This window comes from Paenibacillus lautus NBRC 15380, from assembly GCF_004000945.1.
GTDB classification, from domain to species: domain Bacteria; phylum Bacillota; class Bacilli; order Paenibacillales; family Paenibacillaceae; genus Paenibacillus_AQ; species Paenibacillus_AQ lautus.
This window is the reverse complement of record NZ_BIMF01000018.1, coordinates 1-17,782: the sequence shown is the minus strand read 5'-3', so window position 1 is coordinate 17,782 and position 17,782 is coordinate 1. Positions and strand designations below refer to the sequence as shown.

At 51.3% G+C, this 17,782-nt stretch carries 18 protein-coding genes; 5 read left to right on the top strand and 13 right to left on the bottom strand.

Translation table 11 applies throughout. The annotated features are described in order from the left end of the window. Positions 1–68: 68 nt before the first annotated feature. Positions 69–476, top strand: coding sequence for a GNAT family N-acetyltransferase (locus PLA01S_RS24585; protein ID WP_246059808.1), 408 nt, complete (start codon positions 69–71; stop codon positions 474–476). Positions 477–576: 100 nt separating this feature from the next. Here PLA01S_RS24585 and PLA01S_RS24580 read toward each other — a convergent pair whose 3' ends face one another. The 4 genes from PLA01S_RS24580 to PLA01S_RS24565 all read right to left on the bottom strand — a co-directional run bounded on the left by PLA01S_RS24580 (position 577) and on the right by PLA01S_RS24565 (position 4,172). Continuing rightward, positions 577–1,356, bottom strand: a complete 780-nt coding sequence (locus PLA01S_RS24580; protein ID WP_127594438.1) for an MBL fold metallo-hydrolase — start codon at positions 1,354–1,356, stop codon at positions 577–579. A 161-nt stretch (positions 1,357–1,517) separates the two neighbouring features. Continuing rightward, positions 1,518–1,754 (bottom strand): hypothetical protein, encoded by a 237-nt coding sequence (locus PLA01S_RS24575; RefSeq protein ID WP_071222624.1) that lies wholly within the window; start codon positions 1,752–1,754, stop codon positions 1,518–1,520. Next, positions 1,751–2,779: a TIR domain-containing protein gene (locus tag PLA01S_RS24570; RefSeq protein WP_127594510.1), complete on the bottom strand. Its 1,029-nt coding sequence runs from the start codon at positions 2,777–2,779 to the stop codon at positions 1,751–1,753. Before PLA01S_RS24570 ends, PLA01S_RS24575 begins: the two co-directional genes overlap by 4 nt. Before the next feature lie 112 nt (positions 2,780–2,891). Next, entirely contained in the window at positions 2,892–4,172 is a 1,281-nt protein-coding gene (locus PLA01S_RS24565) for a serpin family protein (protein WP_127594437.1), read from the bottom strand. 189 nt (positions 4,173–4,361) lie between these two features. On the opposite strand from PLA01S_RS24565, the gene PLA01S_RS24560 reads away from it, so the two are divergent. Continuing rightward, positions 4,362–4,928: a GNAT family N-acetyltransferase gene (locus tag PLA01S_RS24560; protein WP_127594436.1), complete on the top strand. Its 567-nt coding sequence runs from the start codon at positions 4,362–4,364 to the stop codon at positions 4,926–4,928. 223 nt (positions 4,929–5,151) lie between these two features. Here PLA01S_RS24560 and PLA01S_RS24555 read toward each other — a convergent pair whose 3' ends face one another. Genes PLA01S_RS24555 through cysT form a run of 4 tightly spaced genes read right to left on the bottom strand, consistent with a single transcriptional unit; the run spans position 5,152 to position 8,921 of the window. Then, positions 5,152–6,210 (bottom strand): sulfate ABC transporter substrate-binding protein, encoded by a 1,059-nt coding sequence (locus PLA01S_RS24555; RefSeq protein ID WP_127594435.1) that lies wholly within the window; start codon positions 6,208–6,210, stop codon positions 5,152–5,154. A 35-nt stretch (positions 6,211–6,245) separates the two neighbouring features. Beyond that, entirely contained in the window at positions 6,246–7,310 is a 1,065-nt protein-coding gene (locus PLA01S_RS24550) for a sulfate/molybdate ABC transporter ATP-binding protein (protein WP_127594434.1), read from the bottom strand. Between the two features lies 1 nt (position 7,311). Next, the gene (locus PLA01S_RS24545) at positions 7,312–8,109 is read right to left on the bottom strand and encodes a sulfate ABC transporter permease subunit (protein WP_071222618.1); all 798 of its coding nucleotides are present in this window, start codon (positions 8,107–8,109) and stop codon (positions 7,312–7,314) included. Continuing rightward, positions 8,106–8,921 (bottom strand): sulfate ABC transporter permease subunit CysT, encoded by an 816-nt coding sequence (gene cysT, locus PLA01S_RS24540; RefSeq protein ID WP_127594433.1) that lies wholly within the window; start codon positions 8,919–8,921, stop codon positions 8,106–8,108. Before cysT ends, PLA01S_RS24545 begins: the two co-directional genes overlap by 4 nt. Positions 8,922–9,220: 299 nt before the next feature. Here cysT and PLA01S_RS24535 point away from each other — a divergent pair, with 299 nt between their 5' ends. Next, positions 9,221–9,622: a secondary thiamine-phosphate synthase enzyme YjbQ gene (locus tag PLA01S_RS24535; protein ID WP_071222616.1), complete on the top strand. Its 402-nt coding sequence runs from the start codon at positions 9,221–9,223 to the stop codon at positions 9,620–9,622. 181 nt (positions 9,623–9,803) lie between these two features. Here PLA01S_RS24535 and PLA01S_RS24530 read toward each other — a convergent pair whose 3' ends face one another. From PLA01S_RS24530 to PLA01S_RS24520, 3 genes are all read right to left on the bottom strand, one after another. Further along, positions 9,804–10,397, bottom strand: coding sequence for a TetR/AcrR family transcriptional regulator (locus PLA01S_RS24530; protein WP_100539029.1), 594 nt, complete (start codon positions 10,395–10,397; stop codon positions 9,804–9,806). A 6-nt stretch (positions 10,398–10,403) separates the two neighbouring features. Then, positions 10,404–11,036, bottom strand: a complete 633-nt coding sequence (locus tag PLA01S_RS24525) for a YigZ family protein (RefSeq protein ID WP_100539030.1) — start codon at positions 11,034–11,036, stop codon at positions 10,404–10,406. A 106-nt stretch (positions 11,037–11,142) separates the two neighbouring features. After that, complete coding sequence (locus tag PLA01S_RS24520) at positions 11,143–12,498, bottom strand: glucose-6-phosphate isomerase (protein WP_006212326.1); 1,356 nt, start codon at positions 12,496–12,498, stop codon at positions 11,143–11,145. A 196-nt stretch (positions 12,499–12,694) separates the two neighbouring features. Here PLA01S_RS24520 and PLA01S_RS24515 point away from each other — a divergent pair, with 196 nt between their 5' ends. Together PLA01S_RS24515 and PLA01S_RS24510 are read left to right on the top strand one after the other, a co-directional pair. Further along, complete coding sequence (locus PLA01S_RS24515) at positions 12,695–13,591, top strand: NAD(P)-dependent oxidoreductase (RefSeq protein ID WP_127594432.1); 897 nt, start codon at positions 12,695–12,697, stop codon at positions 13,589–13,591. 168 nt (positions 13,592–13,759) lie between these two features. After that, the gene (locus tag PLA01S_RS24510) at positions 13,760–14,686 is read left to right on the top strand and encodes a copper amine oxidase N-terminal domain-containing protein (protein WP_127594431.1); all 927 of its coding nucleotides are present in this window, start codon (positions 13,760–13,762) and stop codon (positions 14,684–14,686) included. Between the two features lie 131 nt (positions 14,687–14,817). Here PLA01S_RS24510 and ppnP read toward each other — a convergent pair whose 3' ends face one another. Then, a complete protein-coding gene (ppnP, locus tag PLA01S_RS24505) occupies positions 14,818–15,135 on the bottom strand; it encodes a pyrimidine/purine nucleoside phosphorylase (RefSeq protein WP_006212330.1) in 318 nt (105 codons plus the stop codon). Positions 15,136–15,236: 101 nt separating this feature from the next. Beyond that, the gene (gene tkt / locus PLA01S_RS24500) at positions 15,237–17,258 is read right to left on the bottom strand and encodes a transketolase (RefSeq protein ID WP_127594430.1); all 2,022 of its coding nucleotides are present in this window, start codon (positions 17,256–17,258) and stop codon (positions 15,237–15,239) included. Positions 17,259–17,782 lie beyond the last annotated feature (524 nt).

Sequence of the window (17,782 nt, the reverse complement as noted above, 5' to 3'; positions counted from 1 at the left end):
CAATGTTGTATATTGAGTGGTGTAGAGGCAAGTGGAACTCATTTCTTAACAGCGGGAGGCTGACTATGATGAATATGCACATAACCGAAGAATTTCCACAGAGTAAAGAATACATGGACCTAAGATTAGATGCAGGACTGCCTGAGGTTGAGATTTCGGCCATAGAGACGGCGCTAAACCGCAGCTTGCTGTCCCTTCTGGCCCGAGACAGCAATGACCGGCTGATCGGGATGGGAAGGGTGATTGGCGACGGCGCTTTCTATTTTCAACTGGTAGATATTATGACCGCGGTATCCTATCGGGATCAAGGGCTTGAAGATACGATCGTGTCCGAACTGCTGGCTCGCCTGAAAAAAATAGCACCAAGCGGAGCCGAGGTCACCGTCATCACGGACGTGCCCGGAATCAAGCTGTACCAGCATGTCGGCTTCAAGCTGCTGTACCCTGATCGATACGGCATGGCCAGGTCTGTGTAAGAGAGCGGCGCCTTCAAACCTGTGTAAGGCATCCCACTGGGCTGCGAAATCGCTTCCGCTACATTTTTGCACTCCTAGTCACACAAACTCACTATTTTTTTCATTTACTCAGCTTTACTGTCATCCCCGCCCTCGCCACACGGACTCCCTCCGGAAGAGGCAGCTCCTTCCGAACATCGACGTCATGAGACATATGGGTATACACCGTTTGGCGAGGCTTCACCTCGGAGAGCAGCTCTGCCGCTTCCTTCATGTCATAGACGGAGCGTGTCTCGAATTTGGCGGTTTCGTGAACAAAGCTGGTTCCAAGTACCAGGAGATCCACACCTTTCAGCGGCTCCTTTTCCTCAAGGCTTAGATTGATCGAATCTGAATTGTATACCCATGTGTACCCCTCCTTCTGAAACCGGTATGCGTAAGAATATCCGTTCTGGCCATGGTTTACTTTCCAGCAGGAAATCTCCCAGCCGCCAAGCGTCATCCCATCGTCCACAGCCGTCATCTCCATCTGGCGTGGAAGCCATGGATACTGCCGTACAATCTGCTCCAGCACCTCGGCAGGGGCGTATAACCGACCTTTTTCCCTCTGCCATCTGCAAGCATCGCTCCATTCCGGAAGGCCGCCGATATGATCAAAATGGGCGTGCGTAATCAGCATATCGCTCATCTTCCGCTTTCCCAGCCCCTCAATCATAGAGCGCCAATCCGGGCCGCAGTCGATCATGAAGGACGTTTCGCCGCACTCCACCATCACGGAAGAGCGCAAACGCCGATTGATTCCCGTATTCCGGGCTTCCGTGCATACCTCGCAATCGCAATATACCCGTGGAACGCCCATGGCATCTCCCGTTCCCAAAAAAGTTAATGTATCCCCGCTCACATGGCATCCCCCATTTGTGTTTATAGATTCGTTCTTGGTTATGCAAACCTTGTCCCTATATTGTATAAGCGCACAAAGAAAAAACAAAGACCGCCCGGCTCATCCCGAACGGTCTTTCGTCATTTCTGTCATACGATTGATATGGCTATGATAGCAATTCATTAAGCAAACGAGGGTTTATTATCGTCAACAGCTCCGCTGATGACCTTGACGTACTTCTTATCTACACCTTCCACGGAAGGACCAACATATACACTATTCTTGCTTGGGCGTCTAACCGAGCGCTTCCGGGATTTCAGCGTACTCATCATCGGTACGGGTCCCCGAACCACCCAGCTGCTGCCATTGGCGGACCCCTGCGGATGACCTGACGTTCTCTTCTTCTCATTCCTGCTCACGACGAATCCCCTCCAACTAAATGCCTGATGGTACGAAGCAGCTCACGATTCTGTTCTACAACCTCCGCGAGATCTTCATCCGTAAGAATCTCATGTCCCGTAAAATGCACGGACAATACATGATTTACTCCTAAAGGATAGCAGAACACATACACCTGTGCAACTTCCTCTTCGTGATAAAATGCCCATTTTCCACTATGATAGACATCCATCACATAAATCGACTGGTTACTTGGCGAATGTTCCTTATTCCCATCGAACGGGAAATACCGTCCTCTACCTACATTACCCCCAATTTGGGCAATGCCTTCATCTCTTCGGCCCCAGAAGGCGGCGCCGGTCACCCTGAAATCCCCTGCAGCCGGCGGGAGCAAGGAGTTTCGGACAGCTTCACTCAGTGCATGATATTTTTCCGATTCATCCGTCACATGCACGTTTCGATTATATTCCCAGAAAAAATGCAGCACACTTTGCTTGCGCCTCAGCTCCGCATCCTTCTGCTCAATCACGGTGCTCGGGTTGTTGTAGAATCCTTCGGTTTCGATCGCGCTCAGAATATGCCCGCAAGCGACATCAACAGCTGATTTGTAATCGTCATCGCTTCGCAGTTCGTATTCGAGCAGCGTTAAGCCTTGCAGGTCGGAGAGTAGATGGTAATCCTTAACAATAACGTCTTCAACGGAGCTGCTGTCTGCCTCTACCTGATCCGGGATGATGCAGTACACCCTTCGCCGCCCGAGCCTTCCCCAATACAGCCCCATCTCGAACAGCGTGTTGTCGCGGGTAACAAATACATGTTTGCCTCGAATGAGTGCGACATCATCCGGAGAAAAGACGAACACACCAAAATCACTGGACGCCAGCTGCTTCTCCAAAGCTTCCATCGTATACATGTTTGCCCCGAACGTTCCGCCGTACCAAGGCGTCACTTGGGCGGACCGTTTAAGCTGTTCGTGGATCGCCCTTGCATACTTGATGGCCTCTCTGGAAGAACCTATGAATAAATTCGGCTTCGGTATGGTCATAGGCACATCCTATTCTCCCTTTGTTATACATTTTAGTCTTATTCGACCATTATAACAAAGTTGCCTATTTTTGGGTGAAAATTATGGCAGGCGCATGTTGGTATAGTATATGCTAAGGTTTCAAAACAGACCCCATAAATAACCAGGTGCCGGTATCCCGATCTTCAATAGCAAAGAAAAAAGGGCGGTTGATATTCATGGCGATCGGCTCAGTAGGCTCAGCTGCGGTTGTATCGATCCCGACCGCTGTAATCGCGGCGGCCTCCGTGCCCTTTTCGCTGACATCAACTACGGTTTTATGTTTTATCTTATCAATCCAAAATTTCTCTCCATCAGCTGCCATGGCGCTAAAATCAGCTGCATCGCTGTCGAATGCCTGGATCATCCCCAGGCTTTGAAGCGCATCTGGGAGCTCAAAGGTCTGTTCTACCTTGAATTTGGGCAGCCCAAGCTGGATGGTCTCATGCGGGAAATCGCCTTTCCAGACGGACGCATCCTTCCACAACTGCTGCTGCAGCTCATCCATGGATGAGGAGTCCTTCGGCAGGATGACCAGCATATGCATGCGGCCATCTCCGTAAGGAATGCGGATCGCCTGCCAGGACTCCCCTTCTTTGTAACTGTATCGTCCTTCCCGCTTCATCATCGGAATTTTTTGAGTGGTGCCGTCAGAAAGCGTAAATTCTTCATCTACGGTATTCGCCGGATCAAATTCATCCATCCACCCGCCGTTAAAATAAATGGCATTGATCAGAACCGCAACGCCGCCCGGAGGCTTATCATATATCGAAGGGATCATGCCGCTCGTCTTGTCGTTCACCCACTGGTTTATGGCATCCATGGCATCGGCATGCATCAAGTCGGCCTCCTTAACTTCAGCACGATAGCTATCCTTAACGGCCTGCAAATACGTCTTCTTCATCTCAATGCCTTGCGTGTGCCACACGGAATTGGCCACATTCAGCACGACGCCTCCTCCGTTCTCCAGCAATGATCGCAGCTGGCGGTTCCCGTCGTTGATATCGGCCACACTCATGCCCTTCCATCCAAGTACGTCGGACATCTCGGCGGCCGTACCGCCTGCTGTCCCGTTATAGGCCAGTGCCAAAGCTTGCGTAATGCTGTATGGAGAAATAATCAGATTACCGTTCGCGTACTCCGGGTTATTCGATAACGCTTGATGCAAGCGTAAGCCAAAATCATTCTGCGCTTCCACCATGCCGGTATCAATCTTGCTCAACACCTCTTTACGTTCCTCAGCCGACAATTCCTTCACTTTGGGCTGCTTATCCACAATCGCTTGCGGTTCCCCTGACTGGATCTCACCGCCCTGAGCGCAAGCGGTAAGCCCCATAAGCAAGCATAGACCTGTGAGTACCTTTCTTTTTCGCATAACCTTGTCCCCCTTCAATGTCAGATTCTTTGTCTATCTGCTATTGACGGAATGATACCGCCTAATGTTTCATATAAAGGATCATTTATCCAAATTTAGTTGGCAATCAACTTCTTCACCGTTACAATGTAGAGAACCCGCAACGTACTTAAGCATGTACAGAATACAGAGCGAAAGGAATTTCTACATATGCAAAAAATTCGCCTTGAAGGCAGCAAAGTTACGCTAAGATCCAGGAAACCCGAGGATACCCCGGTTTTATATAATCTGATCTATGGCACCAAAAATCCGGAATGGAAAAAATACGACGCTCCTTATTTCCCGCTCAAGCCGATTTCCTACGAAATATTTGAAACGCAGTGGAACGCCGACTTCGAAGCCGATCAATTTCCGAATGACCTGCTCATCGAAGTGGAGGGAAAGACGATTGGCATCGTCACGTTCTATTGGGAGCATGAAGCCTCACGCTGGCTGGAAGCCGGAATCCTGATTTACGATCCGAGCCGTTGGAGCGGCGGATACGGTACGGAAGCCCTTTCGCTGTGGGTGGAATGCCTGTTCCAAAATCTCACCATCGCCCGTGTCGGCATCACCACCTGGTCCGGCAATCCGAGAATGATGCGCTGCGCGGAGAAGGTCGGCATGCAGCTCGAAGGCCGCATGCGGAAGTGCAGATATTACGAGGGCGTCTACTACGATTCCATTCGCATGGGCATTCTGCGCGAAGAATGGGAAGCTCGGAAAGCACGCGTATAGAGCAAGATTGTACTGCAAAATCCCTATACACAGAATACTTGCAGCGCATGAGGCATTATTCAGACGATTGCTAATATTCTGTACGTACAAATAAGCGAGCCGGCCCAGTAGATCCTGGACGGCTCGCTTTCTCTTTTTTTGATCGACGGGCCATTTACGAAACGGAACTCAGCACACGACTATCCCTCATGAGTCCATCCAACGCTCCGTCTGCCATCAAGTATCATAGCCCGGCCAGCACCTGATACCAAACCCCTCGCTTGGAATACAGCGTCTCGCGCACCTGATCCCATCCGCCCAGATACTCGATATCGAATAGCCCCGGCGGGTTGGAAAACTGATCCTTCGTCTGTTCATACACCGATTCTTCAACCGGACGGAACCCATATTTCACGAATATGCTCTGCGCCTCCGGCGTGCGCAAGTACTCCACAAAAGCCGCCGATACATCCTCCGTGCCATGTTTTTCAGCGAAACGTTTGACGACTGCAGCGGGGTTCTCGATCAGCATCGTATGCTGCGGCACAACGATATCATACTGGACGCCTTGGGCAATCCGGGCAAGCAGCTCATTCTCATACGTTACGATTACATCTCCGACCCCGTATTCAAAAGCCGCCATCGAAGCCCGCCCGCTTTTATCGAGCGACTCCACATTGCGGTGAACCGCTTCAAGGAAAGCTTTCGCTTCGGCAGGATCACGCTTTCCGTTCTCTTCCGATTGTTTCAGCCCCGCGCCGTAGATCGCGTTAATATCCCACTGCGCACCGCCCGAGGTCTTCGGATTCGGATACAGCACCTTGACGTCCGATCGGGTCAGATCGTCGAAATCCCGTATCCCTTTCGGATTTCCCTCGCGCGTGCCGAGAACGACAATCGAACGTGTCACCATGCCGTTATACGGCTGAGATTTCCATTCGGGGTCCACAAGCCCTTCCCTGACCAGTTTGTCGACATCCCCTTCCATGGCAAGCAGCGTTACGTCGGCCTCGAATCCGCCCGTGATGGCACGAGCTTGTGTTCCGGAAGCCTCGTAGGATTCCTGAAACCGAACGGTTTCTCCCGTCTGTTCCTTCCACTGCGCTTGAAAAGCAGGGATGATCTCGGACAGGGCGTCTCTGGCCACGCTATACGCGCCCAGAACGATCGTTCTCTCTCCGGTTGGGGATGTCACTTCCTCGCTATCAGGCTGATCACTGACGCATCCTGCCATGAAAAAACTGAAGAGAAGCGCCATGCCAACCAGCAGGAATGAGGTACGTTTCATATTCAAGATCCGCATGAATGAATCCACTTCCCTTCGGATATTTTGAACCATCAGATCATAATTGGCATCGGGTCGACCTTCAGTCGATTCTCCTCGATCCAGCTGTGCTCCTCATTAAAGAGATAAGCCCGGTGAACGAGGACGCGGACCTCTTGACCCGGCTGCAGCGTTTCCTTCTCCAGTGAACGGTAGGTGATCAGCTTATGTCCCTTAACCTCCACCTCCACCAGCCATTCGCTGCCGCGAAAATGCAGATGACGAACGATCCCCGTCTCCGTTGCAGACAGCACGCTGAAATCATGCTTGCTTCCAATCTCGATATATTCCGGGCGAATCAGCGCACGCGTCGCATTCTTGTTAGCCGCTGCCTCAAATCCCTTCAGCTCAGCCGCGCTCGAAATCACGGTAGATTCCCCTATGAATGAAGCGACAAACGGCGTCTTCGGCTCCTTGTAAATATCCCAAGGCGTCCCCTTCTGCTCAACGCGCCCCTGATTAATAATCATAATTTCGTCCGCGACTTCAATCGCCTCATCCTGGTCATGCGTAACAAAAATCGATGTAATGCCGACCCGCTCGATCAGCTCGCGAAGCCAGGAGCGCAGCTCCTGACGGATCTTCGCATCGATGGCGGCAAACGGTTCATCCAATAAGAGCAGCTGCGGTTCGGGCGCCAGCGCTCTGGCAAAGGCTACACGCTGACGCTGTCCGCCCGATAACTGGTGCGGATAGCGGCTCTCGAAACCTTTTAAACCGGTCAGCTCCACCAGCTCCATCACCCGGTCCTTGATGATGGCTTTGGGAGTCTTCTTCACCTTCAAACCGAAAGCGATGTTATCAAACACGGTCATATGTTTAAATAAGGCATAGTTCTGGAACACAAAGCCGATCCCGCGCTCTTGCGGCGGCAGATCATTGACTACTTGGCCATGAAAGGAGATTTGCCCGGAGTCCGGATTCTCAAGCCCGGCCAGCATGCGCAGGATGGACGTTTTACCGCCTCCGCTGGGCCCCAGAAGTCCGATCAGATGTCCCTTCTCAATCTCAAAGCTGACATCTTTGACCGCATGAAACGTACCGAAATGCTTGTTCAGATCGCGAACTTCCACATGCATATCAATGCACATCCTTTCTTTTTTTGGCCCATTCCATCAGCAGCAAAAGTCCTACCGAGAAGGCAGCCAATACCAATGCGACGCCATTCGCCGCAGCCACGTTAAAATTCTCCACATCCTGATATACCAGCGTCGTCGCCGTCTGAGTTTTGTTCATGATATTACCGGACACCACCAGCACGGCACCAAACTCGCCCAATGAACGGGCTACCGTGAGCACCAGGCCATACACGACAGCCCACCGGATGGAAGGCCACGTTACTTTCCGGAACGTTGTCCATTCGTAAGCCCCTAGCGTCGCTGCCGCTTGTTCCTGATCATTTCCAATTTCCTGCAGGACAGGCATGACTTCGCGAACCATGAGCGGAAACGTGACGAAGAGTGTCGCGATCACCATGCCCGGGAAAGCATAAACCACCTTAAACCCGATCCCTTCAAAAAAACCGCCGATGATGCTGTCAGGTCCGAGCAGCAGTACAATCATCAAACCGCCGATAACCGGCGATACAGCGTAGGGCAGATCGACAATGCTGTTCAGGATGCCTTTGATCTTTCGGCTGAGCCAATTCGCCCGTACCAGGTACAACGCCATCATGATGCCAAATAACGCATTAAAGAACGTAACGAATACCACAATAAGACCCGTCATCATCAGGGCATGCAGGGCTTCCGGCCTGAACAGACCTTCGGCAAACCCGCTCAGCCCTTTATCAAACGCACCGATCGCAATTCGAGACAGGGGGATGATTAGCAGAATGATAAATACGGCGTACGTAAGCCCGATCCACAGACGTCTCAAACTCGTCTCCCCCTCTGCTGAACGGCATTGATCACCCAGAGGATGATGAAAGAGAGGGTAAGGAGCAGAATCGATACCGCAGCTGCTCCAGCAGGATTATCGCTCTCGACCTCACCAAAAATAAAAACCGATGCAATCAGCGTTCTTCCCGGAATGTTGCCAGCCACCAAGACAACGGCCCCGAATTCGGCCAACGCCCTTGAGAATGCCAGCATCCCTCCGCTGATAATCCCCGGCAGCATCGACGGCAGGATAACTTTAAAAAAGGTTCTCGTCCTGGAAGCCCCCATCGTATAGGCCGCTTCTTCCTCCAGCGGGTCAAGCTCCTCCAGCAGCGGCTGAACCGCCCGGATAACAAACGGAAACGTGACAAACATCATCGCTATCACAATCGCGGGCTGGTGGAACACAATTTCAAAACCCAATTTCTCTGCCAAACCACCGAGAAAGCTCCCGGGTCCCAGCAGCAGCAATATCATCAGACCGCCTACGGCTGTCGGCAGCGCAAAGGGCAGGTCGACCAGACTGTTCAGCAGCGTCCTTCCCGGAAACCTATAGCGTATAAGCACCCATGCAATCATCGTTCCGATAAGCACGTTGATGAAAGTAGAGATGACGCCCAGCTTGATGGTAAGCAGCACAGCCTTCCACGCGATCGGATCCATAATGCTCTCCGTAAAATGACTCCATCCTGCTGAGAATGATTGCACATATACCCCAAAGATCGGCAGTACGATCAAGGCAAGAAAATAAAGCAGTACGGTACTTCGAAACCCCCAAGTCCAACCTTTATGACGAATCCATGTTGTCATATCGTATCCCTCCCGCCTCCGGATGGCATTCCGGTCGACACTTTCACAAACCATCTTTATATTTCCTATTTGTATACTTGGTTTTCTTTACACATACTTTACCAAAAGCTGAATCCCATCGTCAATCCATCTTTTGCACTTTATCGGGTAAAATAATAGAAATGGTAAGAAAAACGTCTGTCGACGTACTTTCTCAGTAGACAGACCGCTTTTAGCGGAAGTTTTTCTTGCGAGATAAGGATGCTAAGCCGCGGATGTTTATACTTTCTTATCTCTTAAAAAATGAGGAGGTATGGTACATGCTGTATACCGGTGAATTGGATACGCAAGGTCGCGATGAGATGAGGGATATTACAAGGGAGATCCACTCTTACGTAAAACAAAGCGGGGTCCAGCAAGGAACGGTCCTGATCTATTGTCCGCATACGACGGCGGGGATTGCCATCAATGAGAACGCGGATCCCGATGTGAAGCGGGACGTCCTGATGTCGCTCGATGAGGTCTATCCTTGGAATCATCCCAAGTATCGCCATGCGGAGGGCAACACCGCTTCCCACCTCAAATCGATCACCTGCGGCCCTTCCCAGACCGTTATCATTCAGAACGGGCACCTGCTTCTCGGACGTTGGCAGGGCATTTATTTCTGCGAATTCGACGGTCCAAGGCAGCGCCAATATCATGTGAAGATCATGGAAGGATGATCCCTTAAATAAGATGTATGTTGACGCCGGCGTATGTATAACAACACAAAAAGCAGACAGGCACATGCTAGGGGGCGTGTGGACCTGTCTGTGTTTTATTCATTAGGTGATTGACGTTTCAACGCTAAGTCGTTGTAACGGATTGAAGTATCAAGCTGCACGTCTTGGCAGCATTTAAAAATCAGACCCTGCTGTACAGACTCCGGCATAACACTTTGATATGGGTAAGAGCGGCCGGTTTAATCTCATCAAAACCAATTCTGTCCTGAATATAATACGATATAAATCCATGCAGCGACAAAAACAAAGTCAGCGGAACGGTTCGCCGTTCTTCCTCACTGTAATTCTCCTCAAGCAAATACTGACGGACCAGCATAGCAAACATTTCAAAACAGCGTCCCTGCTCAGAGCGACAGTAGGACAGCAGCTCTTCGTCCCGAATCATGAACATGATTTCGTACTGGTAAGGATTATCCAGACCGAAACGAACGAATTCCAGCATCAGCTGCTCCAGCTTCGATACCCCGTCACAGGGAGGCTTTCCCGAGACATCCAACAGCAAATCATTTAGATCATTAAAGTCCTTCATGACAATGGCGTAGAAAAGCTCCGCCTTTTCCTTAAAATGATAATACAAGGAGCCGTGGCTATAACCCAGATGCTGCCCGATGCTTCGCATCGATATGGCCCTGTATCCTTTGGTTATGAACAAATGCCTGGCTGCTTCCAGTATCCGCTCTCTCGACAACTCGCGTTCTACAGCTCTTCTTGCCATATTATTTTATTCCCCTTCAATAAAATAAAGCCGCTCTCCCTCCGTGATCAAGGACTGCCCCTGTGTCAAATCCACCATCCAAGTCATAAAGCTCTCCGCATCACCATCGAGCGGCAAGCAGGTCAAGGTTACCGTGTCGGCAAAGTTTGTCTCTCCCATTCGAACGCCCCGGTTACGAAGCTCGTTCTCCACCTTACCCAGCCAGGTATAATCCAGCTCCACGAAAATCTCCCGATGCAGAACCCTTGTAATCGGTTCGCCTGACTCAATTGCAGCCACGGCTCCGTCGGTGTACGCCCGGATCAATCCGCCCGCACCCAGCATAATGCCGCCAAAATAACGCGTGACCACAATGGCTACATTCTTCCGCCCCTGATTGCGGATCACCTCGAGAATCGGCTTACCCGCCGTTCCGCTCGGCTCCCCGTCATCCGATTGCTTCTGAATCTCATCCCGCTCGCCGATCATATAAGCGGAACAATTATGCGTAGCATTCCAATGTTTTTTCTTGATCTCTTCAATAAAAGCGACGGCTTCCTCTTCCGTTTCAACCGGCATCACATGCCCGATGAAACGCGATTTCTTGATGACAATCTCTTTGGAGCCCGCCTGACGTACCGTTTTGTAACGATCCAGCATGAAACTACAACCACCTCTATATTGCCAAGAAAGCAGTCCACGGCAACGATATGCCAGCGGACTGCTTCCTTCAGCGTCTTACGTCTAATCCAATGAAAGTGTCAGGTTATTCGGAAAGTCTAGCTTCCAATTCGGCCTTCTCTTTCTCATACCCAGGTTTGCCGAGCAATGCGAACATATTTTTCTTGTACGCCTCTACGCCCGGTTGGTCAAACGGGTTGACACCCAACAGATAGCCGCTGATACCGCAGGCCTTTTCGAAAAAGTATACCAGATATCCGAACGAATAGGGAGTGAAATCTGGAATTGTCACAATCAAATTCGGAACTTGTCCGTCTGTATGGGCCAGCATGGTGCCTTGGAAGGCCTTTTTGTTGACAAAATCCAATGTTTTCCCGGTCAGGAAGTTCAATCCGTCCAGATCGTCCGGATCCGATTCAATCGTAATATGTTCGGATACGTTCTCAACCTGAATGACCGTTTCGAAGATGTTGCGGCTGCCTTCCTGGATAAATTGACCCATGGAGTGCAGATCGGTAGAGAAATCGACGGAAGCCGGATAGATGCCCTTGTAATCCTTGCCTTCGCTCTCGCCATATAGCTGCTTCCACCATTCCGATACAAAATGCAGGGAAGGCTCGTAGTTCACGAGGATCTCGATGCCTTTGCCTTTACGGTAAAGCGCATTACGAACCGCCGCATATTGGTAAGCCTCGTTCTCGGCTACGTTCGGGCTGCTGTATTCCTTGGATGCGTCAGCCGCGCCCTGCATCATTTCTTCAATGTTGATGCCTGCCGTAGCAATCGGAAGCAGACCGACCGCAGTCAGCACGGAATAACGTCCGCCCACATCGTCAGGGATGATAAAGGACTCGTAGCCTTCCTCGGTAGCCAGCTTCTTGAGGGCGCCCTTCTCTTGATCCGTTGTAGCGTAAATGCGCTTGCGGGCTTCTTCCTTGCCGTATTTCTTCTCCAGTTCCGCACGGAAAATACGGAATGCGATAGCCGGCTCCGTCGTTGTGCCGGATTTGGAGATGACGTTGACGGAGAAGTCTTTGCCTTCAATCAATTGAAGCAGGTGAGTCACATAAGTGGAGCTGATGTTGTTACCCGCAAAGTAGATTTCCGGTGTCTTGCGCTGGTCCTTCGACAGCTCATTATAGAACGAATGCGACAGCATTTCGATGGCAGCGCGTGCCCCGAGGTAAGAACCTCCGATTCCGATAACGATCAGAACGTCCGAATCGCTTTGAATTTTGGCAGCCGCTTTCTGGATGCGCGAGAATTCTTCTTTATCATACTGCGTCGGCAGGTCGATCCAACCCAGATAATCGGAGCCGGCTCCCGTACCGTTATGTAACTGTTCATGAGCTGTGCGGATCGGCTCTGCGAAATAATCAACTTCGTGCTGATTGACAAAAGTCAGTGCTTTACTGTAATCAAACTTGATTTTTTTAGACATGCCTTAAACCTCCTGTGAATTTAGAAATAGGATACTTTAATTTAATAAAGACCGCAAGTTTCACGGGCCAACTGTCATCTATTCTTCATGCGCGGATCTCCTTACCGCTTCCATTCCTCACAAACGCTGGCTTCGTTTCAGGAACCCATGCTAAGATAGAGTGGATCAGGAATCCATAATCGAAGGTGATATAGCTATGAAAAAAATCGGGTTTATCGGACTGGGCACCATGGGCGCTCCCATGGCCTCCAATCTGCTGAAGCAGGATTACGATGTGACCGTGTATAACCGCACCCACGAAAAGTGCCGTCCGCTCGCCGAACAGGGAGCCTCCATTGCGGAGACGCCTCGTGAAGCGGCTGATGGACAAGATCTTGTCATTACAATGGTAAGCAACGACCAATCCATCCGTGATGTATTCTATGGCGAGAATGGTCTGCTCGGCTCCCTGACGAGCGGGATGACCGTCATTGACTGCAGCACGATCTCCGAGAGCCTTGTCAAGGAAATTGCTTCCGCCGTATCCGGTCTCGGCGCTTCCTTCCTGGATGCCCCGGTAACCGGCAGCAAGCCTGCAGCGATTGATGGAACCTTGGTCTTCATGGTTGGCGGTGATGCCGCCGTCATCGAAGCGCATGCGGACGTATTTGACACCCTGGGCAAAAAAGTCATCCACATGGGACCTAACGGAAGCGGCGCTGTTGCGAAGCTTGCGCATAATACCATTGTGGGCATTAACAATCTGGCGCTAGCCGAAGGCTTCGCCATCGCCGCGAAGTCAGGCATTCCCGCTGACAACTTCCTGGAGCTTGTGCAGCTGGGATCGGCCGGCAGCAAAGCGGCAGAACTGAAGGGACGCAAAATTATCGAGGGCGATTTCAGCAACCAATTCTCGCTTGCGCTCATGCTCAAGGACCTCAAGCTGGCCTCTTCACTCACGGATGGCATCGGAATGCCTTCCCCTATGCTGAATCTGGCCAAAAGCCTGTTTCAAGCCGGTGCGAGCGAAGGCTACGGCGAAGAGGATCTTTCCGCTGTCGTGAAATGCTATGAAGCCTGGATCGGTCAGAAGATCGGCGAACAGCAGCAGTAATAACAAACAAGCCGTGCTATATCTTATAATGGCTCCTTCTTGCTGGTTTACGGTTCATCCGGACTAGGAGGAAGGAGCTATTTTTTTTGGTCATTCCATCATTTTCCTCTCAGAAAGAAACTTTTTGCATTTCACTTCCGTCTACTATGCAAAGGGAGGAATTACAACATGAAATGGACCAAAAGATTAAAAGCAATGGCAGCTGCTGTCATACTAACCGCTGTTCTGTCTCCTGCAATAGCCGGTTCACCAGCTTCTGCAGCAGTTAAACCATCCGCTACCATTAACAACGTAAACGCAAGCGGTGACGTGCTGATCAAGCAGGGCACCACCTTTGTTACCCTTACCGATCTCAAGCCTCTGGGTAACTACGTCATGAAGTATGACAACAGCAAGAAGCAGGTGACCATTCAAGGTGATAACCGAACGGTGATTCTCGCGGCCGGAAACACCAGCATGGAAGTGAACGGCGTTAAGAAGGCGCTCCCTGCAGCCCCGCTGCTGCATAACGGCAAGACCCTGATTCCCCTGAGGGCCGTTGCCCAAGCCTTTGATGCCAGCGTCTATTGGAACGGCTCTTTAAAAACAGCTTATATCAATAAGGCAGATGCCATTATGCTCGCTGATTTAAAGAGTTCCGATCTGGCCACCGCCCGGAATGCTGCAGCCAAGCTGCCTTATTCATCCCAACTGCAGAAACCTGAGCTGGAAATGCTCCCTCTGGAAATGCAGGGCGTGGATTATTATTTTCCAAAAGGCAAATCCAATCGCTTCTTCCTGGTCGATAACGACATCGCTGAATATTACGAAATCCAGGGTGGCGTCAAATATTTGAAATGGCAAGGCAAGCTGGACTACTCCGCCAAAGCGGCTGCAAACCAGAACCTGTTCTTCCTGCCTGCGATTCAAGCCGAGGTCGGTAAGCAGCCGGATGTCAAGAACTGGACTGTAGCCAAATTCGTATTCCGCTACCCTTCCGGCGTCACCAGCTACCGACTGCTCGACCGCGGCAAGGAATGGGGCGAAGGGTACGTAGAGCTTGATAACCACTCACCAGGCTACAAAGGCGAGATCGTGACGATTCCGGAGGAATGAGTCCATTATAACAACCACCGTTAACCGCATGCGTTGACATCCGGCATTGACAGTAAAGGTTCAGAGCCAACGGCTCTGAGCCTTTTTGTTGTTTATTTACGGACACGAAGTCACATTCGGCATTTCATCTATTACATGGTTGGATAAGAGCAGCAATAATCCGTAACCGTGCGGATTTCCAGCTTAAAGCTTGAATTGCCCGGAACGTTAAAGGTAGCGGATCCTTGAATCTCTAACCACTCCTGCTCTCCGGGCAGCAGGACACGCAAATCGCCCGACAAAATCTCCATAATCTCAGGGCCATCCGTTCCGAATTCATAGCTTCCCGGAAGCATGATACCGAGCGTTACCTTCTCGCCATTCTCCAGCAGCACCGTACGGCTGGTTACCTTCCCCTCATAGTAAACGTTGGCTGCTTTCGTAACGGTAGCATTCTTAAATTGTGACATCGACAAACTCTCCTCCTCCAACATCGTTATGGCTTAATATATGGACGGCACCCGCATGATGCGGGTGCCGGAAAATCAATATAGAGTTAGATCCGCCTGGATTACAGCAAGCCTTTTACGCGGCTAACCACGTTCTCAACGGTAAATCCGTATTCAGCAATGACGCGGTCGCCAGGAGCCGAAGCGCCAAATGTGTTGATGCCCAGGATGTCGCCTTTGTCTCCGACATAACGCTCCCATCCGAACGGATGAGCCATTTCAATAGCCAGACGGGCTTTTACGTCAGGAAGCAGCACGGAATCTTTGTATGCCTGATCCTGGCTGTCAAACAGATCCCAGCTCGGCATGCTGATGACGCGTACGGAGATTCCTTCTTCAGCCAATGCTGCTTGCGCTTTAACGGCAAGCTGAACCTCGGAACCCGTTGCAATGATTTGAGCCTGCACGTTGCCATCCTTCGCGTCAGAAACAACATAAGCGCCGCGTTTGATGCCTTCACGTGCATGATCCACCGTGCCTGCAAGGATTGGCAGATTCTGACGAGTCAGCACCAATGCTACCGGACGATCTGTGTTCTCAACCGCATAAGCCCATGCCGCGGAAGTTTCGTTGGCATCTGCAGGACGGATCACTGTCAGGCCTGGAATGATGCGCAGGGAAGCCAATTGTTCAATCGGTTCATGCGTAGGACCGTCTTCGCCGACAGCGATGCTGTCATGAGTCAGCACATACGTAACCGGCAGCTTCATGATCGCGGCCAGACGTACAGCCGGACGCAGATAATCCGTAAATACGAAGAACGTGCCGCCGAAAATCTTCAGTCCGCCATGGAGAGCGATACCGTTCATGGCGCCGGCCATTGCGAATTCACGAACACCATAATACACGTTGCGGCCTTCGTAGCTGTCCGCCGTGAAAGAGGCCAGATCGTTCAGGTGAGTCATCGTGGAGCTTTCCAGGTCAGCCGATCCGCCAAGCAGCTGCGGCACGCCTGCAGTCAAACCGTTCAGCGCTTTACCGGAAGCCACGCGAGTGGAAACCGCTTTGTCATCCGCGCTGTATTTCGGAAGGTCTTTATCCCAACCAGAAGCCAGTTCACCGGATTCGCCGCGCTCGAATTGCGCTGCCAGTTCCGGGTAAGCCTCTTTGTATTTCGCAAATTGGTCAACCCAAGCTTGATAGGCTGCAATGCCGCGTTCTTTCACTTTGCCAAAATGCTCGCGCACTTCATCAGGCACATGGAAGTCCTCTTCATATACCCAGTTATAGAATTCCTTGGTCAGCTTCGCTTCATCAGCTCCAAGCGGAGAACCGTGCGTACCGCCATGGCCGCCTTTACCTTGTTTGTTCGGGCTGCCGTAACCAATGACGGTCTTCACTTCGATCAGCGTCGGACGGTTCGTATCGGCTTTCGCTTCCTCGATCGCTTTCTCGATCGCAGGCAAATCGTTACCGTCTTCTACGCGCAGCACTTGCCAGCCATAAGCATCAAAGCGCTTCGCTACGTTCTCGGAGAATGCCAGGCTGAGCTCGCCGTCAAGGGAGATATCGTTGGAATCGTACAACATGATCAATTTGCCAAGCTTCAAATGACCTGCCAGGGAAGCTGCCTCGGAAGCCACGCCCTCCATCATGTCACCGTCGCCGCAAATCGCATACGTATAGTGATCAACCACGTTGAAGCTCTCTTTATTGTAAGTCGCGCCCAAATGAGCTTCAGCCATTGCCATACCTACAGCCATGGCCACGCCTTGTCCAAGCGGACCTGTCGTTGCATCAACGCCGGCCGTGTGGCCGAATTCCGGGTGACCCGGGGTTTTGCTTCCCCATTGACGGAACTGCTTCAGATCCTCAATGGACAAGTCATAACCGCTCAGGTGAAGCAGACTGTAGAGCAGCATGGAGCCATGGCCTGCAGACAAGACAAAACGGTCGCGGTTAATCCACGCCGGCTGGTCCGGGTTATGGTTCATCGTCTTCGCGAACAGTTGGTAGCCCATAGGTGCAGACCCCATCGGCATGCCCGGATGACCGGAGTTTGCTTTTTCGATCGCGTCGATCGCCAATGTCCGGATCGTTGCGATGGACAGGTTGTCGATCGTTTGGTTATGTTCAGTTGTCATGATTCGTCCTCCTCAAATCTTTTCCATAGTAAGCTTCGAAAATGAAGGCTTCTTACGTCCCTCCAACCCCAATCCATATGGTATCAGAGCAGTTAGGAATGTTGAGAATATCATTTTGACTCTTATTGTATCACCACACGTCTTTCATTTCCATAACGTAATTGTCAAAGTTGTGTAAAAGCCGTCAGGGAGAGCGACATCCCCCTTGCATTATTTCCCTTAATAGTCCGGTTATAACCGGATTCGACATCCGTTAAACGATTTTTCGGACATCGGCGGCATGGAAAAAGTTACTTCATTCGACAATTAAAAAAGCTTCGGCCTTAGCTGCACATTAGACAGCTTAGGCCGAAGCGTAAGGCGGCACATCAGCGCGTGCCGCGTTTTTTGGCTTTGAGGAGGCGATCCATAGAGGAGCCTCCTTCCGGAGCCGGCCCGGTTCCCTCGGGCCGGCCTTGGCCGTCCCCCTGCGCCTGCGGCGGCGGGGGAGGCGGCGTGGGCGCGCTTCCCTTGCGCGCGCCCTG